Origin of the sequence: Pseudomonas sp. TWI628 (assembly GCF_039673865.1) — a bacterium.
In the GTDB taxonomy this organism is placed as follows: Bacteria; Pseudomonadota; Gammaproteobacteria; order Pseudomonadales; family Pseudomonadaceae; genus Aquipseudomonas.
In genome coordinates this window covers 11,857-37,792 of record NZ_JBDJMM010000041.1, presented here as the reverse complement: position 1 = coordinate 37,792, position 25,936 = coordinate 11,857, and the positions used below count along the sequence as shown (strand labels likewise).

Below are 25,936 nucleotides of genomic sequence, written 5' to 3'. Positions count from 1 at the left end.
CAGGTACTGCCCCTATGTCAGAACACGCTCGCTCTACTTCCATGGACTTAGAAGGCGGTAGCGCATCATTTTTCACCGCCCCTGCACTCCCCAAAGGCGGTGGCACCGTCTCCATCGGCGGCGGCATGCTCTCCGCCGGTGGACCGGATGGCGCCGCCAGCTGGCAACTGCCTTTGCCATCGCCCGCCGGCCGCGCCCTGTCCGCCGATCTGAACCTGCAATATTCCTCCGGCGGCGGCAATGGCGCATTTGGCGCCGGTTGGGATTGCCCGTTGCCGGCGGTGGTGCGCATGACCCGTTTCGGCTTCCCGAAGTACGATGCCAGCGACCGCCTGGCCGGCCCGTCGGGGGAGGAGATCCGCCAGGCCGGGGCATCTCGCCAGGCCGACACCTTGCCCGATGGCAGCACTCGGGGGAGTAACACGTGGGCACCCAGGTGGAGGGCTCAGGGCAAGCTGGGCAAGTACACCGTGACGCCGTGGCGTGCGCGCCGCGGCAGCGCGGCAGAGCGCCTGGAACACTGGGTGGACAATAGTGGCGAACAACCGGCAGGCTTCTGGTTGCATTACCCCGGCGATGGCAGCCTGTCGCTGTACGGCTGGTCGCCATCGGCCCGTCTGCAAGACCCGGCCCAGGCGCAGCATGTGGCCTGCTGGTACCTGGAAGAGACCGTGTCCACCCGCGGCGAGCATGTGGTGTACCGCTATCGCGGGGAAGATGAGCAGGGTTGCAGCGACGATGAACGGGCTGCTCATCCGCAGGTCACGCATGTGTACCCGGCGTCAGTCCACGCCATGAACGTCACGCCCTCGGATGCCCTGTTGATCCCGCAGGGCGCCTTCGAAGAACGCGATTTCCTCACCTTTACCCTGTTCGATTACGGCGAACGCGGCGCCGACACTGGCGCACCCCCTCCGTTCGATACCAAACAACCCTGGCCGCTGCGCGAGGACCGTTTCTCGTTCTGGCGCTACGGCTTCAATGTGCGTGTGCGCCGCCTGTGCCGCGATGTGTTGCTGTGGCACCGTACGGCGCGCATGGCGGGCACGGACGACGACACACCGACCTTGGTCGCGCGCCTGCACCTGCAATACGACAGCAGTGCGGTCGCCAGCGTGCTGACCCAGGTGCAACAGATTACCCATGAAGCCAGCAGCCACATGCCGCCGCTGGAATTCGCGCTGAGCCGGCCAGGGCGTGACAAGCCGGTGTGGGAGCCGCTGGAGGCGCTCGACGGCTTCTGGTCGCCGGCCTGGCAATTGGCCGACCTCTATGGCGAGGGGATTCCCGGCCTGTTGTACCTCGACCAGGGCGCCTGGTACTACCGGGTACCGCAACGGCGGCCAGGTGCTCAGCAGGATGAGATCACCTGGGGCGCACCCCAAACCCTGCGTATCCAGCCAGACAGCTCGACAGGTACCTTGATGGACCTGGACAGCGATGGTCGCCCGGAATGGCTGGTCACCGCGGGCTTGCGGGGCAGTTTCACCCTGGCGCCCGATGGCACCTGGGGCGGCCTGGTGCCGTTGAGCGCCTTGCCGACCGAGTTCAACCACCCCCATGCGCGGATGACCGACCTGACTGGCAACAGCCAGCAGGATGTCGTGCTGTTCCGCGCGCTGGGGCCAAGGAGTGTCCGGCTGTACCCCTCCAACGGCACCGCAGGTTGGTTGGCCGCGCTTAATCAAGGGTATGACGGGGACGAACCGTTGCCCTCGCTGGAGCCTTCCGAGCACCAACTGGTGGCTTTCGCCGACCCTGCCGGCAGTGGCCAGGCGCACCTGGTGCGCATCACCGGCCAGGGCGTGACCCTGTGGCCGTCGCTGGGCCATGGCCGTTTCGCCGACGCCATCGCGATTGCCGGTTTCGAAGTGGAAGACTTCAATGCCTCCAGGGTGTTCCTGGCCGATACCGATGGTGCTGGCACCACCGACATTCTTTACCTGCAGCCCGATGGCATCCGTGTGTTCGTCAGCCAGAGCGGCAACCGTTACCAGGAGGGCGCGTTCATACCCGCGCCACCAGGTGTGACGCTGGATACAGAGTGTTACCTGCAGGTTGCCGATATCCTCGGGCAGGGTACGGCAGACCTGCTGCTGACCTGCCTTCACCATGGCAAAGACCTGGAGCCGTGCAGCTGGTTGTACCGTTTCAACGATAAGCGCCCCTGGTTGCTGGAAACCGTACTGGACAATGCCGGCAGCTGCACGGAGCTGGCCTATCGCAGCTCGGCGCAGGCTTGGCTGGACGAAAAGGCGGCGGTGATCGAGGCCACCGGCAAGACCCCGGTCAGCTACCTGCCGTTCCCGGTGCATACGGTCAGCAAGATTACCCGATACAACCTTATCACCGGCCTTCGCTTGGGCAGCGAGAGCACTTACCTGGGGGGCGTATGGGACGGCAAGGAACGCGAGTTCGCCGGTTTCACCCGGTTGCAGCAGACCGACACCCATGCCCTGGCCAGCCAGGGCGCCGCGCACCTATCGCCGCCGGCGCGCACGTGCAGTTGGTTCTATTGCGGTATCGAGGCCCATGATCAATTCGCCCTGGGCGCCTATACCGAAGCCGAACATGGCTTCGATCCTGGCGCGGTGCGCTTTACCCAATGGCAGGACGAGGGCGAGCAGGCCTACGAGCCTGGGCCGGATGAACGAGCGTGGCTGTTCCGCGCCCTGCGCGGCCAGCCGATGCGTGTGGAAGTCTACGGTGACGATGGCCACGCCCGTGCCGACCGGCCCTACAGCGTGGCACGCCCGCGCCTGCAGGTGCGCGCCTGCCCGACGGCCGACCCGCTGCGCCCGGCGGCGCTGGTGACACCGGTGCAGGCCCTGGCCATCACCTGCGAACGCACCCCTGAAGACCCGCAGATCAAGCAGGACATCGTGCTGCGTCAGGATGCCTACGGCACGGTGCTGGAAAGCGTGAGCATCCATTACCCGCGGCGCCTCTCGCCAGGGGCGCTCGAGGCCGAGGAGCGAGACCGGGCGATCTATCCGAAGGCATTGCCCGAAGGCCTGATCACCGCCAGTTGCGACCCCCAGCAATACGATTGCTGGGTCAATCTCACGCGCACCACGGTGCACAACCTGGTCGACGACGACAGCTGGGTGATCGGCCTGCCCGACACGCAGCGCAAGGATGTGGTGCGCCTTGCCGCCAGCGATGAGCCGGCGGGTGGTTTCACCCTTGAGTACCTGTTGGAAAAAGGCCTGCCGCTGGCCGACCCGGGCAAGGCCACCTTGGCGGGCTACGAAAAAGTGGTCTGGCGCGATGCCAAAGGCACTGGCGTGGCCAACGTGCCGTCACCTCAGGCGCTGGTGGCCTATAGCCGCACCGCGATGCTCGACAAGGCTTCGCTGGACGTGCTGCGCCCGACGTTCGAACAGACCTTGCACGACCTTGTAAGGCAAGCATTGAACTCCCCGGACAACCATCCAGAGGTCTTGCAACGGGTGCGCCAACGCCTGCCAGCCCTGGCCGAGGGCACGTCGCTTTACCCGGTATTGCTTGCCTACCTGAAGACTGCGCCAGACGATAAAGCAGCCAGTGGCATATTGCGTGAAGCCTTGAAATCGGTGATTTCAGTGGATGCCCTGCGCCTGCGCCTGCTGGATGCCGACCCGGCGCACTTGCCCGACGGCCTGCAGGCGGCGGTATACAAGCAAAGCCGCGTGCCGGATACGGCACTGTGGGCGGTGCTGACCTGGTTTGCCAGCCATGAGGAGGAGGGCGGCACGACCCTCAACCTGTTGCACGGCAACGCCGATGCAGCCCTGGCACGCGCCGACGCTACCCCCGTACTCTGGCGTGCCGTGCTGAACGCCCTGCAACCGGGCGCGGATGACGTGCCGTTGCCACAGGCCAACCAAACCTGGCTGGCCGCTGTGCAGGCGCTGCTCAACCAGCGCGTGCAAGCTGAGACGCTGCCTGAGTTGCTCAAGCGCGGCGGCTATGTCGCCATGAGCCGCGCCCCGGACGCGCCGGAGCTGGCAGACCCCCACGATCCCGAGGATATCGGCGTACCGGGCATCCCGGGCGAGCCGTTGGTCGAGGAAGCCTATTGCGGCCACCATGGCATCAGCCACTACCATGACAGCAAGCTGTTCTGGCTGCCCAGGACGGTGCAAGAGAACACGGTCACCGGGCCCAGCCAGCTGGAATACACCGCCCATGGCCTGGCGCTGCGTCTGGTCACCGACGCCGCCGGCCTGACCACCACGGTCGAGGCGCATGACTGGCGCTTCCTCACGCCGATCCAGATCAAGGATGCCAACGACAACACCAGCACCGTCGAGCTCGATGCCCTGGGCCGGGTCCGGCATACCCGCTTCTACGGCACTGAAACCCCTGGAGGCAGTGATCAGGCGGTGATGAGCGGCTACACCCCGGACGTGCCCTTCGACCCACCTGCCACGGTCGAGGCCGCGGTGGCACTCAATAAGAGCAAGGAGGTTCCGGTGGCCCAGGCGTTCACTGTCGTGGCCGACAGCTGGATGCCGTTGGCGCTGAAGGCCGATGGCAGCACCGACAGCAGCAGGCGTTGCGGTGAGCTGGCCTGGCGCCGAGATGCCGAGCGCTTGCGCCGCGATGGGGTATCGGTGCCGTCGATGATGGAGGGGCGCACGCCACCCTACGTGATCCAGATCCAGACCGACCGGTATGACAGCGACGAGGAGCAGCAGGTCAGGGTCAAGGTGGTGCTCAATGGGGGCGGGCAGGTCCTGCAGACGGCCATCCTCAATCCGTCGGGTGAAGCCTTCGTGCGCACCGAGGCCGGCGGCCTGCAAACCGATGGCCAGGGCCAGGCCGTCGTCAAGGACACTCCGGTGCGCTGGGCGGTGACCGGCAAGACCGAGTTCGACAACAAAGGCCAGGCGGTGCGCGTGTGGTTGCCGTTCTACCTCGATGACTGGCGCTGGGTCAGCGACGACAGTGCGCGCGAGGGCATCTACGCCGACACCCACTACTACGATGCGCTGGGCCGTGAATACAAGGTGGTGTGCGCCAACGGCGAGGACGTGGAAGGCCAGTGGGCGAACTACGAGCGGCGGGTGCAGGTGTATCCCTGGTTCACCGTGTCGGAGGACGAGAACGACACCTGGGCCGAGGTCATCGAACTGGCGCGGGACAGGGCCCGGCGGACGTTGCACTGAGTGTGGACGAAGCGCATGAGCGAGCTATCGTTACCCACCCTGCATGCTGGCACGCCAGAGGTGGCCGTCGTCGCCAGCAGCGGCATTCAGGTGCGGGCGTTGCACCTGTTGCGCCAGCCGGACGCAGCACAGCCCATGCGCTGGCTGGCCGTGCGCACGGTCATTGATCCACTGTCGCGCACCGGCTGCCAGTTCGGCGCCCGACCGCTAAAGGCAGCGGCCGACGCGCCAGTGCTGGCTGACGCCACCACCGTGCAGGGCCTTGACGGGCAAACGCTAAGGCTGCACACAGTCGACGCTGACGCCACCCTGGCGTTGACGGACAGCGCCGGCCGAGCGCTGTGGGCAAGCAATGCCCAAGGCACGGTCCTGGCGCACGCGTATGAACACGACAGTGCCGGCGGGCGCTTGGTCGAGGTTTGCGAACAGGCGGCGGGCGATGTGAAACGTCAGCGTGAGCGCCTGGACTATGGCGAGCCGCTGGCGGCGCGCCGGAGCCACAACCTGGCGGGCGAATGTGTCGCGCACTTCGACAATGCCGGGGTCATGTACACCCACTCGCTTTCACTGGGCGGCCGGGCCCTTGAGACATGCCAGCAATTGTTGCGCCCGCAGGCGCAACAGCCTGACTGGGCGGGCAGCAGCGAGCAGGAACTGGAGCCGCCCCTGCGCGTGATCAACCGTATGGATGCCGTCGGAGCGCGCCTTGAGCAAGTCAATGCAGTGGGCGTCAGCACGAGATCGGTCTACGACGTCAGCGGTGCGGTAGCACAAACCTGGATGGGGCAGGGTGCAGGTGAAACCCTGGTGCTCAAGGCCGTGCAACGGCGCGCGGATGGCGTGCCGTTGTCGCAAACGGCAGGCAACGATGTGACCGATACCTATGCCTATTCGGCCCGTTCCCAGTACCTGAGTCGCCATCGAACCTACCGCCGCGGTGATCATCCACAGGGCAAGCTGGAGATCAGTGACCTGCACTACACCTACGACCCGGTTGGCAATATCCTCAGCCTGGACGATCAGGGCGCCTCCCCGACCTGGCATCGCAACACACGCGCCGATGGCCTGCGTGAATACGGCTACGACACGCTGTATCGCCTGGTCTCGGCCAGCGGTAGAGAGCGCATTCAAGTAAGCGGCATCTGGTCGCCGGCCTTCTCGGCTGCGGACCGCAAGGGGGGCAATGCCTGGAGCAAGTACACCGAGCATTACACCTACGATGATGGCGACAACTTGATCGTGCTCAGCCACAACGGTGGGGCCGGTTCGCGCAGCCGCAAGCGGATGGTGTCCAAGCAGAGCAATCGTGCGATGCCTGAGGGGCACGAGCTGACACCGGAAACCGGGTTTGTGCCTGGCGGTTTGCAGAAAGCCCTGGCCGATGGCAGGCCTTTGAGCTGGCAGGCGGACAACCAACTGCGCCAGGTCAGCCTGGTCAGGCGTGCCGAGGGTGAAGATGACGTGGAGCGTTTCCACTATGCCGACGGCGGCACTCGTACGCGCAAGGTCACCACACTGAAGTTGGCGCAAGGGTTGCAGACCACCCTCGTCACCTATGCGGGCGGCTGCGAAACGCGTAGCCGGCAGCTCGATGGGCAATTGCAGAAACAGGTGGTTATCACTGAACACGCCGGCGTGCGCTGGATACATTCGCCCCTGAACGGTGAGTATCAGCTGCGGTATGGGTTCACCGACCACCTGGGCAGCAGCAGCGGCGAAACCGATGCGCTTGGCAGGGTGGTGGCTCGCCAAGAGTACGCGCCCTACGGTGAAACGACCGGGAGTGATGAGGGCAGCGTTGAAATCGACAACCTGCAGCAACGAACCTTGCGCTACTCGGGCAAGGAACTTGATGCGACAGGGTTGTATTACTACGGATGGCGTTACTACCTGTCAGCGTTTGGCTGCTGGTTGAGTGCAGACCCGGCAGGCACGGTCGATGGGCTCAATCTTTTCTGCATGGTTCTGAATAACCCGGTAGTGCGGGTTGATGAACAGGGTTTGATGTACTCACCTGAGTCTCTGGTCAGAGGTATGAGAAGTCTGATGGACCAAGGACGGCCACTCACGCCCAAAGCGCCAGCACAGGGAGAGCCCAACCAGGATGAGTCTGAAACGCCTGAGGAGGCCGCATCATCATCCAGAATGATCGAGCCGGCCGCAGAAACAGCTGTTGATCGCAAGCCAGGCAAGCCCGGCAAGAAAAAGCGCGAGGCGAAAAAGGCGTCCATGCAAGCAGCCCTCGCGCACGAAGAAGACAATGATGGTTTTTCTACAGTCGCTTCACGTTCTTCACGTGGATCCTCAACTTCGAATTTGTCCCGAGCGTCCACCCAGCCGCCGAATAGTCCTGGAGGCGGGCAGGGCAAGAGATACACAACTGACCCGACGGAAATGGTCCGGTACCTGAGTAAGCTGACAATGAGTGTTGAAGAGGGCGTGCAGGTAATCGGCGCAGGCGAGCGCCCCAGTCCTGACGTGCACGGTAATAAGGTGTTCTACCTCACCAAAGGCAAGGGCATGGGTTTGAATCATGTAGTGAGGAGACATGAGCAAGACTTCATGGACGCAGGTATTGCCATGACGGATCTGCCGGTCTTATTGCTCGAAGCACTCGCTGCAGGAAACATAGTGGAAGGGGAGGGAAATCCCACTCGTCCGGTTTACCAAGTCAACTTCAAAGGTAAAAAACACTTTATCGCCATTTCGGTAGGCAAAAGGGGGCAAATAGTGGGTGCTCACCCGCATAACCGATTTCGCCGTCTTCAGGCGAGAGAAGCCAGGCTCTTTGCGAGAGTCTGAGGAGGAACTCGCAGGCGTAATCCCTCCTCCGGTGAACACTGTTGCCCCACAAACACCCCCGAAGCACTTTGCCCCCACCCCAGCACCAAACCCCCGTCAAACCCCAACAAAATCAACCCCTTGAACCCGGCACAACTCCTGCAACAGGCCTCCCAAAGCCCAGTCCCCGCAGGAGCGCCCTTGAACACACCCATTCTCCCCCTGATCCCGCTCTGCACCGCACTGGCCTTGCTCGGCTGCGGAAAGACCGAGCAGCACACCGCGCAAAGCACCACGCCGCAACCGGGCGGCACCCTGGTCTACGCCACTGACCGCGAACCCACCTGCCTCGACCCGCATGTGGCCGGCGACATGCCCCAGGTATTCGTCGCCCAGCAATACCTCGACTCGCTGGTGTCGATGGACAGCCAAGGCCAGATCGGCCCCTGGCTCGCCACAAGCTGGGAAGTCTCCCCGGACGGCCTGCGCTACACCTTCCACCTGCGCCGCGACGTGCACTTCACCGACGGCACCCCCTTCAACGCCGAGGCGGTCAAGGCCAACCTCGACCACATGGCCAACCCCAAGACCCAGTCCAGCACCGCGGGCGGCTATATCCGCCAGTACCGCGGCACCAGGATCATTGACCCCTACACCGCAGAGGTCACCCTGGCGACGCCCTATGCGGCCTTCCTCGAAGTGTTGGCCCAGGGCTTCCTCGGCATCCAGTCACCCACCGCGCTGCTGCGCAGCCGCGACCAGAACTGCGAAAGCCCGGTGGGCAGCGGGCCATTCAAGGTGGCGCGCTGGGACCGGCAGAACCAGGTGGAGCTGGTGCGCAACCCGGACTACAACTGGGCGCCACCGACCGCCCAGCACCAAGGCCCGGCCTACCTCGACCGCATCGTCTGGAAGTTCATCCAGGAACCCTCGGTGCGCTTTGCCTCCTTGCAGGCCGGCGAAGTCGACGTGATCGAAGCGCTGCCGCCAGAGTCCCACGAAGCCGCGCGGCGCAACCCGGACGTGGACCTGATCATCGCCCAGCGCCCCGGCAACCCCACCAACGGCACCTTCAATCTGCGCCGCGCACCCTTCGACGACATCCGCGTGCGCGAGGCCTTCGTGCGCAGCGCCGATGTCGAGGGGGCGCTCAAGAGCGTGTACTTCGGCGAGTTCCCCCGCGCCGGTGGCCCGCTGAGCATCGCCACACCGTTCTACAGCGGCGACTTCGAACACAGCCAGGACTACGACCCGGCCCGTGCCGCCAAATTGCTCGACCAAGCCGGCTGGACCAGCCGCGACAGTGAGGGCTACCGCACAAAGAACGGCCAGCGCCTGCGTGCCGTGGTGCTGATCGGCGCGCGCACGCCACCCTCGGAGCTGACCTTGTGGGAACAGGTGCAAGCCACCACTCGCCAGGCCGGCCTGGAGCTGGTGCTCGACCAGATGAGCGATGCCCAGGTCACCGCCCGCCAGGCCGCCTGGGACTACGACATCCGCACCGGCTACTGGAACACCAACACCCCCGACGTACTGCGCATCATCTTCACCACTGCCTTCGTGCAGCCGGCCGGGGTCGGCGGCTATCACCAGAACTCCTCCGGTTACGCCGACGAAGACTATGACGCGTTGCTCGACAGCGCCCTGGCCACCCAGGACGCCGACCAGCGCCGCCAGCGTTACTTCAAGGCGCAACAACAGGCCGCCGCGCAGTACTTGCAACTCACCACCTACCCGCAAAGCACACGCCTGGGCATCTACAAGACCGCCCACGGCGTGCGCCTGGAGCCTTCGCTGGCGGTGACCTACCTCTATGACGCATGGGTGAACAAATGAGTACGACGACACTCGCGGTGACCGACCCGCGCCGCGAACGCCTGGCCGCCCTGGGCCGGCGCGCTGCCATCCGCCTGGGCGGCGGTGTGCTGGTGCTGTGGGCGGTGGCAAGCCTGACCTTCTTTGCCCTGCGCCTGATGCCGGGCGACCCGGTGCTGGCCATCCTCGGTGGCCCCAGCGCCAACCCGACACCGGAAGCCATCGAGGCTGCCCGTGTGGAATTCGGCCTCGACCAGCCATTGGCTGTGCAGTACCTGCTTTACCTGGGGAGGTTGCTGCAAGGCGACCTCGGCGTGTCGTACTCGCAGCACCTGCCGGTCACCCGCGTGCTGGCCGAGCAGGGTGGGGCGACACTGGAGCTGACCATCGCCGCGTTGGGACTGGCCTGGCTCTTGGTCCTGCTGTTGACGGTGATAACTGCCGGGCGTGGCAGGCTGGTGGGCGGCATCGCCTCGCTGGCCGAAACCCTCAGCGCAGCCTTGCCGCACTTCTGGCTCGGCGTGGTGCTGCTGGCCGTGTTCGCCTTCGGCTTGCGCTGGTTCCCGCCCGCAGGTAGCGACAGCGTTGCCAGCCTGGTGCTGCCGGCGTTCTCGCTGGCGATTCCGCTGGCCGGGTTCATTGCCCAGGTCACGCGCGAATCCCTTGAGCTGACCCTCGAACAACCCTTCGTATTGACTGCCCGCACCCGGGGCCTCAGCGACCTCGCCGTGCGCTTCCGTCACGCCTTGCGCCATGCCTTGCTGCCAGGCGTTTCGCTGTCGGGCTGGGCCATCGGCGCGCTGATCAGCGGTGCGGTGGTGTGCGAGGTGATCTTCTCGCGCAAGGGCATCGGCCGCCAGCTGTACCAGGCGGTGCAGGCCCAGGACATGCCCCTGGTGATCGGTGTCAGCCTGGTGGTGGCGGCTGGCTATGTACTGGCGAACATTCTGGTCGACCTGCTGTACCAGTGGATCGACCCGCGGCAACAGGAGGCTGCAGCATGACTGACCTGACCCTTGATCGAACCCTCGCGCCGTTGCGCCGGCAGCGCCAACTGCAGCTGCCGCCGCTGGGTGCCAGCCTGGCGATCCTGTTCCTGTTCGCCTTGCTGCTGGCCGCGCTGCTGCCGGGGCTGTTTACTCGCATCGACCCGTTGGCCATCGTCCCCCGTGACGCCTTTCAGCCGCCGAGCTGGGCGCACTGGCTGGGCACTGACCAGTCGGGCCGTGACATCTTTGCGCGGATCATTCACGGCGCGCGGCAAAGCCTGCTGATCGGCGTCGCGGCCACGGCCATCTCCATGGCCATCGCCATCACCCTCGGCTTGCTCGGTGGCCTTGGCGGGGCGCGGGTGGACCGTGCGCTGGGCTGGCTGCTGGAAGTGCTGTTCGCCTTCCCCAGCCTGGTGCTGGCGCTGCTGTTCGTGGCGGTGTTCGGCAGCGGTGTCGGTCCGCTGATCGTCGCCACCGGGCTGGGCGGCGCGCCGGGTTATGCGCGCATGGTGCGTGGCCAGGTACTGGCGGTGCGCAATGCCGGTTACATCGAGGCGGCGCGTGCGTTGGGGCATCCGACTTCGCGCATTGTGCTGCGTCAGCTGTTGCCCAACGCGATGCGGCCGCTGGTGGTGACGCTGACCATGGGCGTCGGCCAGGCCATCGTCTGGGCCTCGGCGCTGAGCTTCCTCGGCCTGGGTGCACGGCCACCAGCGCCGGAGTGGGGGACCATGTTGTCCATGGGCCGCGACTTCATTGCCAATGCCTGGTGGCTGACGTTCTTCCCCGGCCTGTTCATCGTCCTCACCACCTTGGCCACGACCGTGACTGGCCGCTACATCCAACAACGCCTGGAGGGGCGCCTGCCATGAGCGACAAGACCTTGATCGTCGAAGGCCTGAACGTGGCCTTCGCAGGCCGCAGCGTGGTGCGTGAGCTGTCCTTCACCTTGCAACCAGGCCGATGCGTGGCGCTGGTGGGTGAGTCGGGTTCGGGCAAGAGCGTCAGTGCCCGCAGCCTGGTCGGCCTGGCCGGCGCCAAGGCCCAGGTGAGCGCCCGGCAGCTGAGCTTTGCCGGGCATGACCTGCTCGACTTGAGCGAACGCCAGTGGCGTGCGGTACGTGGCAAGGACATCGGCTTCGTGCTGCAAGATGCCTTGGTGTCACTCGACCCACTGCGTCCCGTGGGCAAGGAAATTCTTGAAGTGCTGCAGACGCATCAGTACGGCGACCGCCAATCGCGTGCGACACGGGTGCATGAGCTGCTTGAGCGGGTTGGCGTGCCCGACGTCGAGTTGCGCGCTCGACAGCGCCCTGGGCAGTTGTCCGGTGGCCTGCGCCAGCGTGCGCTGATTGCCAGTGCCCTGGCCCTGGACCCTGCGCTGGTGATCGCCGACGAGCCGACCACCGCGCTGGATGCCACGGTGCAGGCGCAGATCCTCGAGGTGTTTCAGCAGATCAAGGCCCGTGGCGCCTCATTACTGATCATCAGCCACGACCTGGCGGTGGTCGCGCAGCTGGCCGACGACGTGGTGGTGCTGCGCCACGGCGAAGTGGTGGAGCAGGGGCCGATGCAGCAGGTACTGCGCCAGCCACGCCACCCCTACACCCAGGCCTTGCTGGCGGCAGTGCCGGCCGAGCATCCGCGTGGCAGCCGGTTGTCGCCGGAGCGGGCAGGTGTGCGCCGCGAGCCACGGGCACGTGCGCACAGCGACGTGCTGCTCGAAGGCCGCGGCCTGGGCAAGCGCTACCTCGGCCCGGATGGCCTGTTGCGCCAGGTGGTGCAGGGGGTCGATTTCACCCTGCGCGCCGGGCGCACCCTGGGTATCGTCGGCGAGTCCGGTTCGGGCAAGACCACGGTGGCACGCATCACCCTCGGCCTGCTGCAGCCCGACCAGGGCGAAGTGCTGTATCGCGGCCAGCCGTGGAACCGCCCGGCCAATGCCGTCAGCGAAGCAACACGGCGGCCGTTGCGTCGGGAGATCAGCGTGATCTACCAGGACCCGCTGGGCTCGTTCGACCCGCGCTGGAGCGTAGCGCAGATTCTCGATGACGCCTTGCAGGTGGCCGGTGTCGAAACGGCGGCCCGACCGGCACGCATTGCTGTGCTGCTCAATCAGGTGCGCCTGCCGGCGGACCTTGCCCAGCGCCGGCCATTGCAGCTGTCCGGTGGCCAGCGCCAGCGCGTGGCCATCGCCCGGGCGATTGCCAGTGAGCCGAAGGTGATCATCTGTGACGAGCCGGTCTCGGCGCTGGATGTGTCGGTGCAGGCCCAGGTGCTCGACCTCTTGGCCGACCTGCAGGACGAACTGGGCCTGGCCTACCTGTTCATTTCCCATGACCTGGGGGTGATCCGTCATGTCAGCGACGACGTGCTGGTGATGCGCCACGGCCAGGTGGTGGAGCAGGCGCCGGTCGAGCAACTGTTCGAGCGACCGGCCCACGCATACACCCAACGGCTGCTCGGCGCGGTACCGCGCCTGCCCGGCAGCGGCGCCGAACTGGTGGTGCCGCCGCTGGACCTGGAACACGAAGCCTTCGACCTGTTCGACGAAACCCGCCTGTGGAAAATCGCCATCTAAAGGACTGAACCATGACCACTTTCCAACGTTTCCCAACCCAGGCTCCGGCGACCAATGTTGCGCAGCTCAAGGCCCGCATCCTTGCCCTGTTGCCCGCCATCGGCGCAGGCGCCGTACAGCGCGAACGCGAACGCCAACTGCCTCATGAAGCCATCGCCCAGCTCGCGGCAGCCGGGCTTTACACCGTGCGGATCCCTACCCGTTACGGCGGCCCTGGGGGCGCCGTCAGCGATGTGATCGAACTGCTGTTGCAGATCGCCGCGGTCGACTCCAACGTCGCCCAGGCCCTGCGCCCGGGCTTCGCTTTCGTCGAAGGCCTGCTGGTCGCCCAGGGCGAGGGCGCCGAGCAGGAGCGTGAACGCTGGTTTGCCCGTTACCTGCAAGGCGCCGTGATCGGCAACGCCGGCTGGGAACTGGGCGGGGCCAACGGCGCCATTGCGGCACGCCTGGTCCGTGACGGCGAGCACTACCGCGCCAACGGCAGCAAGTTCTACAGCACCGGCGCCTTGTTCGCCGATTACGTCAGCGCGGTGGCATTGGATGAGGATGAGCAACCCGTGTCGTTCATCCTGCCGCGTGACCGTGAGGGCCTGGAATTGGTCGACGATTTCGATGCCATGGGCCAGCGCCTGACGGCCAGTGGCACCACGCACCTGCGCAATGTGCGGGTCGAGGCCAGCGAGATTCGCACGCGTACCGTGGAGGAGGGCAAGCGCACGATCGTCACGCCGTTCCTGCAGCTGTTTCTCGGCACCGTCCTGGCCGGCATCGCCCGCAACGCACTGACTGATGCCACGCGTTTCGCCCGCGAGCATGCCCGGCCAATCAAGCACAGCACGGCCAGCCGTTCAGTGGATGACCCGTATGTGGAGCTGTCGGTAGGCGATATCGCTGCCCGCGCTTATGGCGCCGAGGCGCTGGTACTCAAGGCCGCAGCGACGATCGACAGGGCTTGGCTGGCGCAGCTGGATGAGGCCGCCGTAGAACAGGCCGCCATTGAGGTTGCGCAGGCCCAGTACCTGGTCGCCGAGCTGGCGCTCAAGGCGGCTGAAACCCTGTTCGACGTCGGTGGCGCCTCCACCACCGGCCGCCAGCACAACCTTGACCGGCACTGGCGCAACGCGCGCACCGTGGCCAACCACAACCCGCGCCAGTGGAAGGCAGCAGTGGTCGGTGCCTGGCAGCTCAAAGGCACCCGCCCACCTGTGTCGGGGCTGTTTTGACCGCCCAGCCGGCCCTGCTGGCCGGCCACCTGCAAAGCCCCAAGGTGCCGGTGATCATTGGCGCCGCGCTGTTCATGGAGCTGCTCGACAGCACGGCGGTGATGACTGCCTTGCCGCAGATGGCCGCGGACTTCGGCGAGCCGGGGCTGCGCATGAACCTGGTGGTGTCGCTGTACATGCTTGCCCTGGCACTGTGCGTGCCGGTCAGTGGCTGGGCCGCCGAACGCTTTCGCCCGCGCCGGGTGATGTTGCTGGCGATGGGCTTGTTCACCACCGCCTCGCTGGCCTGCGCCCTGGCCGATACGCTCTGGCAGCTGTGCCTGGGGCGCATGCTGCAGGGGGCGGCGGGGGCGTTGATGACGCCAGTGGGGCAGGTGATCATCCTGCGCTGGTCAAGCCGCGAACAGCTGCTGCAAGCCATGTCCTGGCTGGCCTTGCCGGCCCTGGTCGGGCCGTTGATCGGGCCACTGCTCGGTGGGCTGCTGGTGACGGTGCTGTCGTGGCACTGGATCTTCCTGGTCAACTTGCCGATCTGCCTGGTCGGCTGCTGGCTGATCCTGCGCCATGTGCCGGACTACCCGGCACGGCCGGTGCCGCCGCTGGATGTGCGCGGCCTGCTGCTCAGTGGTGGTGCCTTGGCCATGCTGGTGTTCGGCCTGGAGTCGCTGGGGCTGGGGCAGTTGCCAAAGGCCTGGGCGCTGGCGCTGGTTGCTGGCGGTCTGGCCTGCGCCTTGGGTTACCTGCTGCATGCCCGGTGGCACCCCAGCCCACTGGTCGATCTGTCGCTGTTGCGCCTGCGCAGTTTCGGCGTGGCCCAGGCCGGGGGCGGGCTGTTTCGCCTGGGTTCGGCGGCGCAGCCGTTCCTGATCGTGCTGCTGTTGCAGAACTGCCTGGGCATGAGCCCGCTGGCGGCCGGTTGGCTGGTGGTCAGCGGTGGCGTGGGTGCGCTGTTGATGAAGCTGCTGGCTGTGCCGCTGGTGCGGCGCTTCGGCTATCGGCGGGTGCTCAGTTGCAACGCGGTGCTCAGCGCCCTGGGGATTGCCCTGTGTGCCGGTTTCGACCGCGACACCGCGGTCTGGCTGATGGCGCTGGTGCTGTTTGCGGCAGGCCTGGTGCGGTCACTGCAATTCTCGACCTTGGGGGCTGCCAGTTACCAGGACGTGCCTGGAGAACGTTCGGCGGCTGCCAGTTCGCTCTCGGCGATGTCGGTGCAGCTGACCATGGCCATGTCGGTGAGCCTGGCCGGGGTGATGCTGGGGCTGTTGGCCGTGCTGGACGGGCGCAGTGAAACCTCGGTGGCCGACATTGCCATGGTGATGCTGTTGTGCGCTGGGGTGTGCGGAGCGTCTGGCCTGGTGTTCCGGCGTTTGGCGGGCTGACCATTCGGCTCACTGCCTGGTGACGGATGGGGCGGCAGGCTACGCTCAGTTACAAGAAATATCTTGAAACATCCGGCCGGGAGGCCTTGACGGATCTCGATCAAGCGGAGGCTCATCATGCTCAAGAAATGCTTGTTGGCTTTGGCTATCGGCGCGCTGCTGTCGGCTTCGGCAGTGTTGCTACCTGACTCGCTGGGCGGTACGTCCAGCGCGTATGCGAAGGATGGTGGCGGTGGCGGTGGCGGTGGTGGCGGTGGTCACGGCGGAGGAGGCGGTGGCAGCGGCGGCGGAGGCCATGGCGGAGGAGGTGGTGGCAGCGGCAGCGGCAGCGGGCACAGCGGCGATGGCGGCGGCGCCAGCTCGGGCCGCAGCGGCGCGGATGACGGGGGCAATCACGAAGCCAACCATGAGGCTAACCACGAAGCGAACCATGAAGCCAATGAGGCTGGCGATGACAACGGTGCGGGGCAGGGCGCGGATGACGGGGCCGATCACGATGTCGGGGATGATCGCGGGGTCGATCGTTACTGACTCTTGAGTTGCCGGTACCGGCCACTTTGCGAGTAAACCCGCGAAGAGGCCCGTACCGGCCACGGTACCATTCAGATGGATAACCGCACCACCCGGTTATCCAGCACTTGCGGCGCCTGCCCCCGGCGCTTGTTCACCACCAGCTCGCCGATCGCAATCAGCCGGGTGCGCGTGACGTTGCGCGACAGCCCCAGCAACTGCGAGGTATGCACCTGGTTGTAATGGCAGAAGTGGTACGCCGAACGCAGCAAGGCATTCTCGACCTTCTCGTACAAATCGCCAGGCTGCTCCTCATACAACCGGCTGAATGCCTGCAGCAGCAGATCGTCCACGCCAGGGTTCACGGGCGCTTCCTCCTGGCGCTCCAGGCGCAGGTTGGACAGTCGCAGGTCCTGCGCCTGCACCAGCCCGTCGCCGCAGGTCAGCAGGCTGTGGTGAATGACGTTCTCCAGCTCGCGGATATTACCCGGCCAGCTGTATTCGACCAGCTTGGCCTGGGCCTTGGGGCTCAGTTCAACCGGCCCGTAACCCAGCCGCTCGCTGTAGCTGCGGATGAAGTGCCGGGCCAGTGGCAGGATGTCCCCCGGGCGGTCGCGCAGCGGGTGCAGCTGCAGGGTCACCACGTTCAGCCGGTAGTACAGGTCTTCCCGGAAATGCCCGGCGTTGATGGCTTTTTCCAGTTGCACGTTGGTCGCGGCCAGCACCCGCACATTGATCGGGATGCTCTTGCGCGAGCCCAGGCGCACCACTTCGCGCTCTTGCAACACGCGCAGCAGCTTGACCTGGATCGGCAGCGGCAGGTCACCGATTTCGTCGAGGAACAGCGTGCCGCCGTTGGCCTCTTCGAACCAACCAGCCTTGGCCGCCAAGGCGCCAGTGAAGGCGCCTTTTTCATGGCCGAACAGTTCGGCTTCGACCAGCGATTCGGAGAACGCACCGCAGTTGACCGCGATGAACGGGCCGTTGCGCCGGCCGCTGAGGTTGTGGATGTGGCGCGCGACCAGCTCCTTGCCCGTGCCGGTTTCGCCAATGATCAGGACGCTGGCCTCGCTGGGGGCGACCTGTTGCAGGTGGGCGAGCAGCGCCTGCGACCTGGGGTCTTCGAAGACCTGTGCGGTCGCCCTGATCGAGGTAGCCAGTGTCGGTGACGGGGGGAGGGTCAGCAGTTGCATGAGCGATCCTTAGGAATAGAAGGATGGGGCGGGGCGCTTGCCGCCGAGGGCCCACTCGCCGAGCTCGTGGATGCGGTAATCCACCGGGTCGTGCAGGGTTTGCGTCCTCAGGTTGCGCCAGTGGCGGTCGAAGCGCAGCGAGGCGTGGGTGGCGCGGGCGCCGGTTACCTCGAACAGGCGGTTGCAGATGTCCAGGCCGTGGCGGGTGGCCGCGACCTTGGCGGTGCCGATGGCCAGGGCCAGGTCGCCACGCTCCTCGGCGCTCAGCGCCTGTTCCTTGGCCCAGGCGCTGTCGAGCTGGCGGGCGGCGCGGGCGATCAGCAGGCGCACGCTCTCAAGGCCCACCCAGAACTCGCCATAGTGGCGCAGCACGTAAGGGTCTTCGGCGCTGCTGGCGGCCGTCGAGCGGAACCATGGGCGGCTTTCCTTCAGGCTGTATTGGCGCGCCTCGTCGAAGGCGCCTTCGGCAATGCCGAGGAACAGGTTGGCGAAGTGCAGCTGGGCGATCAGCGGGCGCAGGGCGGCGAACGGCGTGCTCAACGGCCCAGGGTCGAGCAGCAGTTCGGCGTGTTCGACGCGCACCCGTTCAAAGGTGGCGCTGCCGCTGTCGGTCTGGCGCTGGCCGATGTTGTTCCAGTCGTTGTGCAGGGTGATGCCGGTGCGCCCACTGGGGATCGCGGCGATCAGCAGCTTGCCGCCTGCGCGCTCGTCCACCGCCGAGGCGATCAGCATTTCCGAGTCGCTGGCGCCGGAGCAGAAGCTCTTCTTGCCGGAGAACTCGCACCAGCCGTCGAGGTGCCTGACTACGGTGCGGGTGTCCAGCGGGTTGAGGGCGTTGCCCCAGAACCAGTGCTTGCGCGCGGTCTGCTCGAACCACGGTTGCCACTGCTCAGGGCGCGAGAACAGGCGCACGGTGGCCAGCATCAGGTGATGGAAGCCGAACACGTGGGCGATCGAACTGTCGACCCGGGCGAACTCGCGCACCACCTCGAAGGTGTCATGCCAGTTTGCACCCTGGCCGCCATAGGCTTGGGGAATGACCAGCGACAGCAACCCGCTGTCGCGCAGGGCATCGCGTTCGGCCTTGGGCGTGCCACCCCGCTCGTCACGTTCCACTGCGGTCTGGGCGAACTGTGCGGCCAGTTCGCGCGCTACCGCCAGGGCCGGACGGGCCGCATGCAAAGGTGCATTCATGGCGGTTCCTCAGGCGCTTTGACGCAGTGCGTAATGGGCGCCGAACAGCGGCACGGCGCGCTCGGCGGCCAGGCGGATGCGTGCGCCAAGGGCGTCGCTGGAAACCTGGTAGTCGGCAAGCTCCGCTTGGCTGGCGTAGACGCCGATCGGCAGGGTCAGGGCCTGCAGGAAGCTGAACAGCGGGCGCAGCTGGTGGTCGAGTACCAACGCGTGGCGCTCGCTGCCACCGGTGGCGGCTAGCAGTACGGGCGTGTCGACCAGGGCGTCCTGGCCGATCAGGTCGAACAGGTGCTTGAAGTGGCCGGGGAAGCTGCCGCGGTAGACGGGCGTGGTCACCACCAGCAGGTCGGCCTTTTCCACCAGACGCAGTTGTTGCTCCACCGCTTCGGGCAGTTCGCTGCGCCACAGCGCGGCACCCAGTGGCCGGGCGATATCGCCCAGTTCGATCAGGTGCGGCTTGATGTGCAGGTGTTGGCCGAGTTCGGCGAGGATGGCCTCGGTCAGGGCCAAGGTGCGAGATGGGCGGCTAGTACCGCCAGACAGGGCTACGACGTTCAATGGGGTGCTCATGGGCAGGTCTCCGGTTCTTGTTGAGCGGGGGACTTTGCTTGAGCAATCGTCGTGCCGATATATTAATTCGTTATGGATCAACAGGTTGCGAATACTGATGCGCTGCCGCTGTTGCCTTGTGGGCGTTGTTTGTTGATCGGGTGTTGCGCTGCAGACAGTTGGCCGGGTGTTGGCGGCTGTACAGTTGGGAGAGTTATAGCGGAATTGAATTTGGTTAAAAAAGAATAAGAATTTATATTCTTATGCCTATTTAGTTGGGAGGCATGAGGCCGGTGCAGGTATCACCGAGTGCTGCGTCCATACGCCTGGCTGATGCGGTCGATCACCATGGCCAGCGCGACGATGGCCAACCCGGCTTCCACGCCCTGGCCGACATTGAGCGTCTGGATCCCTGCCAACACATCCTCACCCAGCCCCCGGGCACCGATCATCGATGCCACCACCACCATCGACAAGGCCATCATCACCGATTGGTTGAGGCCGGCCATGATGCTCGGCAGCGCCAGCGGCAGGGCGATGCGCCGCAGCCGCTGCCAGCGGCCGGCACCCAGGCCGTGGGCGGCCTGCAGCAATGAGGGGTCGATCTGGCTCAGGCCCAGCTCGGTCAACCGCACCAGCGGCGGCAAGGCATAGATCAAGGTGGCGAACACTGCCGGCACCTTGCCCAGGCCGAACAGCATCAGCACCGGGATCAAATAGACAAAGGCCGGCAGCGTCTGCATCACATCCAGCACCGGCAACAGCAGCCGCCGGGCCAGCGGGCGGGTGGCCAGGAGGATGCCCAAGGGCACACCGATCAACACGCACAGGCCGGTACTGACCAACACCAGGGCCAGGGTCTGCAGCAGTTTGTCCCACAGCCCAAGCACGCCGATGAACGCCAGCAGCGCGACCAGCACCGCACTGCGCAGCAGGCTGCGGCTGGCGTGCCAGGCGAGCAGGCCGACCAGCAGCAACAGCAGCCACCAGGGCATCAGGCGTAGCAGGTTCTCCAGGCCGACCAGCACTTGCAGCAGCTGGTCGGAGACACTGCGCAGGTGGTCGCCGTAGTGCAGCACCAGCCAGTCGACCAGGCGGTTGATGGTGTCGGCAAAGGACAGTTGCAGGGCTTCGGGGAAGCCCGTGCTCACAGGCTGGCCTCGACCTTGCCGGCCACGTCAGCGGGCAGCCAGGCCTTCCACACATCGGGGTTGGCGCGCAGGAACGCCTTCGCGGCATCGGTGGGTGGCTGGCGCTTTTCGTTCATCTCGGCCAGGGCCTTGTTCAGCCGGTCGAGGGGCAGTTCGACTTTCTCGAATACTGCCACCAGGTTCGGGTAGCCCTCGCGAAATGCTTTGGACACACCGATCGACAACTTCGCAGGCAACGACTGGCTGCCTTTCGGGTGGGGGTTTTTCGCATCGGTCAGGGTGGCCCAGGCCGCCGCATCGAAGGGGGGTTCTTGCAGGCGCACCAGGTCGTAGCGGCCCATCAGCGGGGTGGGGCTCCAGTAATAGAACAGCACCGGCTGGCCGCGGCGGATGGCCGAGCTGATTTCGGCGTCCAGCGCCGCGCCCGAGCCACTGCGGAAATTGTTGTACAGCCCGTCCAGGCCATAGGCCTTGAGCTTCTGGCTGTTGACGGTCTCGGAAGTCCAGCCGCTGGGGCTGTTGAGAAAGCGGCCCTTGTCTGGCATCTCGGGGTCGCGGAATACCTGCGGGTAGCGCTTGAGGTCGTCGACGCTGCGCAGGTCTGGGGCCAGCGGCTCGAGTTTGCGAGCCGGGTCGCCCTTGATCACGTAGGCCGGTACCCACCAGCCTTCCTCGGCGTTCTTCACCGTGTCGCCCAGGGCGAACACCTGGCCGGCCTGTTCGGCCTTGACCCAGGCGGGGCTGCGCCCGGCCCACTCCTCGGCTATCACTTGCAGGTCGTTGCGGGCCAGCGCCACTTCCATGCTCACGGAACTGCCGGGGAGGGTGTCGGTGGGGTAGCCGTAACCGTGTTCGACGATGTGGCGCAGGATTTCCGTGGTCAGGGCGCCGCTTTCCCAGCCGATGGCGCCGAAGTGGATGGGTTTGGCTTGCTCTGCCGATGCGGCACTGTCGGTGCTGGCCAGGCCGATGGCGAGCAGCAGGCTCGCCAGCAGCGTTGGAAGTTTCTTCATCGGGGCCTCGTCGTTAGCGTGCCTTGGGTGGAGCAAGTGTAGACGACGGATCGGAGCGGCCCGCCAGGAAGGCTTTCGGCATGCTAGCGAGGGGGCCCCGGGGGGAACAATCCAGCGGCGCATGACACTTCGTCATGCCCTTGAGGAGCGCAGGCCAATGAACCTCGATCTGGATTTCGTGTACTACCGCAACCTTCGTTTCGACGGCAAGTTTCATGTCCGATGTGCCGGCGGCGATCTCGACAAGGTTGCACGCATCCGCTATGAACTGGAGCGTATCGAGCCGGAGGGGCCGGTACACCTGACGGGTGAGTCGAGCGTCTCCATGGCATTCAGTGGGGCGCTGGTCGACCATGGATGCCCGGCGACGCTGTTCACCGCGGCCCGATCGGCCACCTACCGGATCAGCCCCAGGGTCATCCTGCTCGATGCCCAGGCCCTGGCGCACGGCTTGCCACCGGGCGCGCTTGGCGTTATCGACCTTGAGCCACTGACGCTGGTCATCACCGAGCAGGATCTGACCCGAAGCGTTGTGGATGCCGTGCCGCTGCGCCGTCGTCGCCGTGCGTTGGCGGAACCGGCGACTGCCCCATCGCTCGATGAGCCATTCGCCCAGCTGAGTGAACCTGCCGGCCACTCGGCTGTTGGCACATCACTGCCGCCGCTGCTGGTCAGGTTTGCTCCAGGCGGTGTCGATCAGTTACTCGCCGACCTCCAGCCTCAGTCGCACTCGATGCTGGCGCGTCTGTGGCCGAAACTCGGCGAGGTGATCGAACTGCGGCCCTTGCTGGCCGCGCACGAGCAGGACAATCCACGCTTGCAGGTGCTTGCCGCGTACGGTCTGATCGAGCAACCGCGCAGCATGCTCAATGATACCTTCCTGGCATTGTCGCGGACCTTGGCCTCGCTCGACTACGTGCAGACGATACAGTTCCTGGCCGAGCAACCTGACCCGCACCCTGTCGTGCTTTTCGTGGCCGGCGCACTGGCGACCTTGCTGACCGGCGTTGCAGTGGTGGCTGGCGATCGTGCGTACGAGAATGCCTTGCCCACCCCGGACTATGAGCCGCGCCAGGATTATCTGGACGCCCCTGGCGGGCGCTGGCAGGGCTTGAATGTGCGCCAGGCGTGGAGCCAGCAGGTAAGGGGCAAAGGGGCAAGAATCCACTTCAGCGATGGGGGGTTGTTCCCCGATCATGAAGACCTGCGCAACAACCCCGCGCTGAAGATCGTTGCACTGGAGCCCAATGATAACCCCCGGCATGGCACGGCTTCGGTTGGCCTGTTGCTGGCGGCCAACAACCGCTTCGGGGTCACCGGCATCTGCCATCAGAGCGAGTTGTTCGTCTATCACAATCGGGCGACGGATGGCGCAGGCCATCTGCGTACCCTCAAGGACCTGCTGCGCCAGGTGGAGCCAGGCGACATCGTCGGGATCAATCGCCAGACCGCCAACGTCAACGACCCTTACACCTTCCTGCCGAGCGTACATGACTACGCCTGGTGGGACACGGTCCGCAGCCTGACCGAGCGAGGTGCAGTGGTGCTGGCCGCAGCGTGCAATGGCAGCAATCGGACGGACGAGCGAATCGGCAGTGTGACCGGGCAGGGAGTCGACCTTTCGCACTGGCCTCACTTCAACGATCACGGCGATGCCGGAGCGATTCTGGTGGGCGCCTGCCAATCCTGGGATGGCAAGGCGCATCAGTTCTCCAACCATCACTATCGCTACCGCATGCTCAATGCCTGGGGTGACAGCGTGATGACCCTGTCCTACGGCAAACTGCAGGACAAGCCCGGCGATGATCGCGACTACACCGCCAGCTACAGCGGTACGTCATCGGCAACGCCCATGGTGACCGGCGCCTTGAGCCTGATCCAGTCCTATGCCATCGGGCAGCACCATATCTACCTGAACGCCGACCAGATGCACCTGCTGGTCATGGCGTCGGGCTATGACGATGCCAGCGAGGCCGGCAGCGAGGTATTGCCAATGGGGGCCAGGCCCAATGTGCAGGGGGCATTGCTGTTGCTTGACCAGCTAATGGGTAGTGGTCGTTTCCTGAGCGCGCATGACGAGTTGTGAAGCGTGCCCGGGCCGCTGTGCGCTTGGCACGGCGGCCCGGGCCAGGGCGGGGGATCAGACGCGGAACTGGTCCATCAGCGCTTGTTGCTGGTTGGCCAGGCTGTTCAGCGACTGGCTGACCCGCGCCGACTCGTTGGCCTGGCCGGACAGCGATTCGGTGACATCGCGGATCGTCGCGACGTTGCTGTTGATCTCTTCGGCCACCGCGCTCTGTTCTTCGGCGGCCGAGGCGATCTGCAGGTTCATGTCGGTGATCACGCTCACCGCCTGGCCGATGCGCTGCAGCGCGGTCACCGCCTGGCTGACCTGCTCCACACCGCCCTGGGCCTGACGATGGCTGTGGTCCATGCTGCCGACCACATCGCGGGTGCCGGTCTGCAGGGCTTCGATCACCTGGCGGGTTTCTTCCACCGACTCCTGGGTGCGCTGGGCCAGGTTGCGCACTTCATCGGCGACCACGGCAAAGCCACGGCCGGCTTCACCGGCACGGGCCGCCTCGATGGCGGCGTTGAGCGCCAGCAGGTTGGTCTGCTCGGCGATCGAGCGGATCACCTCCAGCACCGAGCCGATCTTCTCGCTGTTCTGCGCCAGGCCTTCGACTTCGGCCATGGCCTCGCTCATGTTGGCGGCCAGGGCATCGATGCTGGTGGTGGTGCGGTCGATCACCGCCAGGCCTTCGCGGGTGGCCTGGTCGGCCTCGCGGGCGGCTTGCGCAGCTTGGGCAGCGCTGCGGGCAACGTCCTGGGCGGTGGCGCTCATTTCGTGGGAGGCGGTGGCCACCTGGTCGACCTGGCGGTATTGCTGCTCCATGCCGGCACTGGTTTCAGTGGCGATGGCCGAGGACTGGTCGGCGGTACCGCGGGCGGCCTGCACCGAACGCTTGACCTCGGCGATGGTCGGTTGCAGCTTGTCGAGGAAGCGGTTGAACCAGCCGGCCAGCTCGCCGAGTTCGTCGCGCTTGTCGTAGGTCAGGCGGCGGGTCAGGTCGCCTTCGCCGCTGGCGATGTCCTTGAGCATCGCTGCCACACCGAGGATCGGCTTGGTCACGCCACGGGCCATCAGCCAGACCAGCAGCAGGCCGGCGATCGCTGCGGCCAGGCCCAGGCCCAGCTCCAGCAGGGTACCGCTGGTGTTCAGGGTGTCGAGCTCTTGCTTGAGCTTTTCGGCGGGACCGGTCAGGGCATTTTCCGGCACATCCAGCAGCACGCCCCAGGGTTGGGCGCCGGGGATCGGTTCGAAGGCCGCCAGCACTTTCAGGCGAGCCTGGTCGTGGAGGGTGCTCAGCTTGCCAGTGGCCAGCTTGCCTACCAGCTCGGCGCCCTGGCGCGGGTCGACCTGGTCGAAACGCTGGGCCAGCTTGCTGGCGTCGGCGCTGTAGCCAGCCAGCAGGCCGACCGGGCTGAGGATGCCGACCGTGGTGCGGCCTTCGTAGAGGCTGCGGCTGGCATCCTGGCTCAGGGCCTGCAGGCTGTTGAGGTTGATATCGATGGACAGGGTGGCAATGATCTTGCCGTTGACTGCCAGTGGGAAGACGATGCTGGTCATCAGCACGCGCTGGCCGTCGATGTCGTAGAAATACGGCTCCACCACGCAGACCTTGCCGGTGCTGCGCGGGCAGGTCCACCAGGTGTTGGCCGGCTGGCCGCTGGGGCCGATCTCGGTGTTGGCCAAGTCGTGTTCGGGCAGGGCCATGGCGGTCAGCTGGCCGGCGCGTGGCTGCGACCAGTACAGGGAGAAGCGCCCGGTTTCGTTGCTGCCCAGCTCGGCTTTGCCGGCGAACAGGCTGTCCTTGGTGTCCAGCGCATTGGGTTCGAACACCAGCGACAGGCCGAGCAGGTCGGGGTTGGCTTGCAGTGCGGCGCGCACTTGGCGGGTCAGGTCTTCGCGCAGGTCGAAGGCGTCGAGGAAGCGTTTTTCCGCCTGTTCCCGCAGGAACAGCACCTGGCGCGAGAAGCCCGCGCCGTACTGGTAGGCGTCCATGAACTGGCGGCGGATGTTCAGCGCCTGGACTTCACCTTGCGACTCGATGCGCGACTGCGCAGCTTCGGAAAGCATCTGCATGCTGCTGGCCTTGACCAGGTCCGAGCTGTGGTCCATGCGGTACAGTGAAAGGCCGACGAGCAGGGTGACGATGCTGGCGAGGCAGAGACCGGCGAGCAGGGTGATCTTCCACTGGATGGAAAGTTGTCGCAAAGGCATGTGGGGAATCCCTTTTTTTGTCAGTAAGGGTTTGGCGGTGGGGCTGGGAGGTGTTTGGCTTGAGGTATTTGGCGCCTGTGAGATCGAGCGCCGCCCGCGCGGCGCTCGATCTCACAG

Annotated in this window: 16 protein-coding genes; 10 read left to right on the top strand and 6 right to left on the bottom strand. The window is 65.7% G+C overall.

What is annotated here, in order from left to right; translation table 11 throughout:
• Nucleotides 1-14: 14 nt before the first annotated feature.
• From ABE528_RS25220 to ABE528_RS25180, 9 genes are all read left to right on the top strand, one after another.
• On the top strand, nt 15-5,153 hold the full coding sequence (locus ABE528_RS25220) for a SpvB/TcaC N-terminal domain-containing protein (protein WP_346654386.1): 5,139 nt from the start codon (nt 15-17) through the stop codon (nt 5,151-5,153).
• 15 nt (nt 5,154-5,168) lie between these two features.
• Complete coding sequence (locus ABE528_RS25215) at nt 5,169-7,955, top strand: RHS repeat-associated core domain-containing protein (RefSeq protein WP_346654385.1); 2,787 nt, start codon at nt 5,169-5,171, stop codon at nt 7,953-7,955.
• A gap of 180 nt (nt 7,956-8,135) precedes the next feature.
• Entirely contained in the window at nt 8,136-9,770 is a 1,635-nt protein-coding gene (locus ABE528_RS25210) for an ABC transporter substrate-binding protein (protein ID WP_346654384.1), read from the top strand.
• Nucleotides 9,767-10,753 carry an ABC transporter permease gene (locus ABE528_RS25205; protein ID WP_152955852.1) on the top strand — a complete coding sequence of 329 codons (987 nt, stop codon included), beginning with the start codon at nt 9,767-9,769 and terminating at the stop codon, nt 10,751-10,753. Before ABE528_RS25210 ends, ABE528_RS25205 begins: the two co-directional genes overlap by 4 nt.
• Nucleotides 10,750-11,613, top strand: a complete 864-nt coding sequence (locus ABE528_RS25200; protein ID WP_152955851.1) for an ABC transporter permease — start codon at nt 10,750-10,752, stop codon at nt 11,611-11,613. The genes ABE528_RS25205 and ABE528_RS25200 overlap by 4 nt, the downstream gene beginning before the upstream one ends.
• On the top strand, nt 11,610-13,322 hold the full coding sequence (locus ABE528_RS25195; protein WP_346654383.1) for an ABC transporter ATP-binding protein: 1,713 nt from the start codon (nt 11,610-11,612) through the stop codon (nt 13,320-13,322). Before ABE528_RS25200 ends, ABE528_RS25195 begins: the two co-directional genes overlap by 4 nt.
• A gap of 11 nt (nt 13,323-13,333) precedes the next feature.
• Entirely contained in the window at nt 13,334-14,545 is a 1,212-nt protein-coding gene (locus tag ABE528_RS25190; RefSeq protein ID WP_346654382.1) for an acyl-CoA dehydrogenase family protein, read from the top strand.
• Nucleotides 14,542-15,924 (top strand): MFS transporter, encoded by a 1,383-nt coding sequence (locus tag ABE528_RS25185; protein ID WP_346654381.1) that lies wholly within the window; start codon nt 14,542-14,544, stop codon nt 15,922-15,924. Before ABE528_RS25190 ends, ABE528_RS25185 begins: the two co-directional genes overlap by 4 nt.
• 117 nt (nt 15,925-16,041) lie before the next feature.
• Nucleotides 16,042-16,455 carry a hypothetical protein gene (locus ABE528_RS25180; protein ID WP_346654380.1) on the top strand — a complete coding sequence of 138 codons (414 nt, stop codon included), beginning with the start codon at nt 16,042-16,044 and terminating at the stop codon, nt 16,453-16,455.
• 71 nt (nt 16,456-16,526) lie between these two features.
• On the opposite strand, the gene sfnR is transcribed toward ABE528_RS25180, so the two are convergent.
• The 5 genes from sfnR to ABE528_RS25155 all read right to left on the bottom strand — a co-directional run bounded on the left by sfnR (nt 16,527) and on the right by ABE528_RS25155 (nt 21,534).
• Nucleotides 16,527-17,627, bottom strand: coding sequence for a sigma54-dependent transcriptional activator SfnR (sfnR, locus tag ABE528_RS25175; RefSeq protein WP_346654379.1), 1,101 nt, complete (start codon nt 17,625-17,627; stop codon nt 16,527-16,529).
• Nucleotides 17,628-17,636: 9 nt separating this feature from the next.
• On the bottom strand, nt 17,637-18,821 hold the full coding sequence (locus ABE528_RS25170) for an acyl-CoA dehydrogenase family protein (protein WP_152955845.1): 1,185 nt from the start codon (nt 18,819-18,821) through the stop codon (nt 17,637-17,639).
• 9 nt (nt 18,822-18,830) lie between these two features.
• Nucleotides 18,831-19,391, bottom strand: coding sequence for an FMN reductase (msuE, locus tag ABE528_RS25165; RefSeq protein WP_346654378.1), 561 nt, complete (start codon nt 19,389-19,391; stop codon nt 18,831-18,833).
• A 281-nt stretch (nt 19,392-19,672) separates the two neighbouring features.
• Nucleotides 19,673-20,521 (bottom strand): ABC transporter permease subunit, encoded by an 849-nt coding sequence (locus tag ABE528_RS25160; RefSeq protein ID WP_346654377.1) that lies wholly within the window; start codon nt 20,519-20,521, stop codon nt 19,673-19,675.
• Nucleotides 20,518-21,534: an ABC transporter substrate-binding protein gene (locus ABE528_RS25155; RefSeq protein ID WP_346654376.1), complete on the bottom strand. Its 1,017-nt coding sequence runs from the start codon at nt 21,532-21,534 to the stop codon at nt 20,518-20,520. The genes ABE528_RS25160 and ABE528_RS25155 overlap by 4 nt, the downstream gene beginning before the upstream one ends.
• Nucleotides 21,535-21,691: 157 nt before the next feature.
• Here ABE528_RS25155 and ABE528_RS25150 point away from each other — a divergent pair, with 157 nt between their 5' ends.
• Complete coding sequence (locus ABE528_RS25150; protein WP_346654375.1) at nt 21,692-23,620, top strand: S8 family serine peptidase; 1,929 nt, start codon at nt 21,692-21,694, stop codon at nt 23,618-23,620.
• A 54-nt stretch (nt 23,621-23,674) separates the two neighbouring features.
• On the opposite strand, the gene ABE528_RS25145 is transcribed toward ABE528_RS25150, so the two are convergent.
• Nucleotides 23,675-25,819 (bottom strand): methyl-accepting chemotaxis protein, encoded by a 2,145-nt coding sequence (locus ABE528_RS25145; RefSeq protein ID WP_346654374.1) that lies wholly within the window; start codon nt 25,817-25,819, stop codon nt 23,675-23,677.
• Between the last annotated feature and the right edge of the window lie 117 nt (nt 25,820-25,936).

Bases quoted from the DNA above. Each gene is read 5' to 3' on its own strand.
- ABE528_RS25220 (WP_346654386.1), top strand. From the start codon at position 15: ATGTCAGAACACGCTCGCTCTACTTCCATGGACTTAGAAGGCGGTAGC.
- ABE528_RS25215 (WP_346654385.1), top strand. From the start codon at position 5,169: ATGAGCGAGCTATCGTTACCCACCCTGCATGCTGGCACGCCAGAGGTG.
- ABE528_RS25205 (WP_152955852.1), top strand. From the start codon at position 9,767: ATGAGTACGACGACACTCGCGGTGACCGACCCGCGCCGCGAACGCCTG.
- ABE528_RS25200 (WP_152955851.1), top strand. From the start codon at position 10,750: ATGACTGACCTGACCCTTGATCGAACCCTCGCGCCGTTGCGCCGGCAG.
- ABE528_RS25195 (WP_346654383.1), top strand. From the start codon at position 11,610: ATGAGCGACAAGACCTTGATCGTCGAAGGCCTGAACGTGGCCTTCGCA.
- ABE528_RS25190 (WP_346654382.1), top strand. From the start codon at position 13,334: ATGACCACTTTCCAACGTTTCCCAACCCAGGCTCCGGCGACCAATGTT.
- ABE528_RS25180 (WP_346654380.1), top strand. From the start codon at position 16,042: ATGCTCAAGAAATGCTTGTTGGCTTTGGCTATCGGCGCGCTGCTGTCG.
- sfnR (WP_346654379.1), bottom strand. From the start codon at position 17,627: ATGCAACTGCTGACCCTCCCCCCGTCACCGACACTGGCTACCTCGATC.
- ABE528_RS25170 (WP_152955845.1), bottom strand. From the start codon at position 18,821: ATGAATGCACCTTTGCATGCGGCCCGTCCGGCCCTGGCGGTAGCGCGC.
- msuE (WP_346654378.1), bottom strand. From the start codon at position 19,391: ATGAGCACCCCATTGAACGTCGTAGCCCTGTCTGGCGGTACTAGCCGC.
- ABE528_RS25155 (WP_346654376.1), bottom strand. From the start codon at position 21,534: ATGAAGAAACTTCCAACGCTGCTGGCGAGCCTGCTGCTCGCCATCGGC.
- ABE528_RS25150 (WP_346654375.1), top strand. From the start codon at position 21,692: ATGAACCTCGATCTGGATTTCGTGTACTACCGCAACCTTCGTTTCGAC.
- ABE528_RS25145 (WP_346654374.1), bottom strand. From the start codon at position 25,819: ATGCCTTTGCGACAACTTTCCATCCAGTGGAAGATCACCCTGCTCGCC.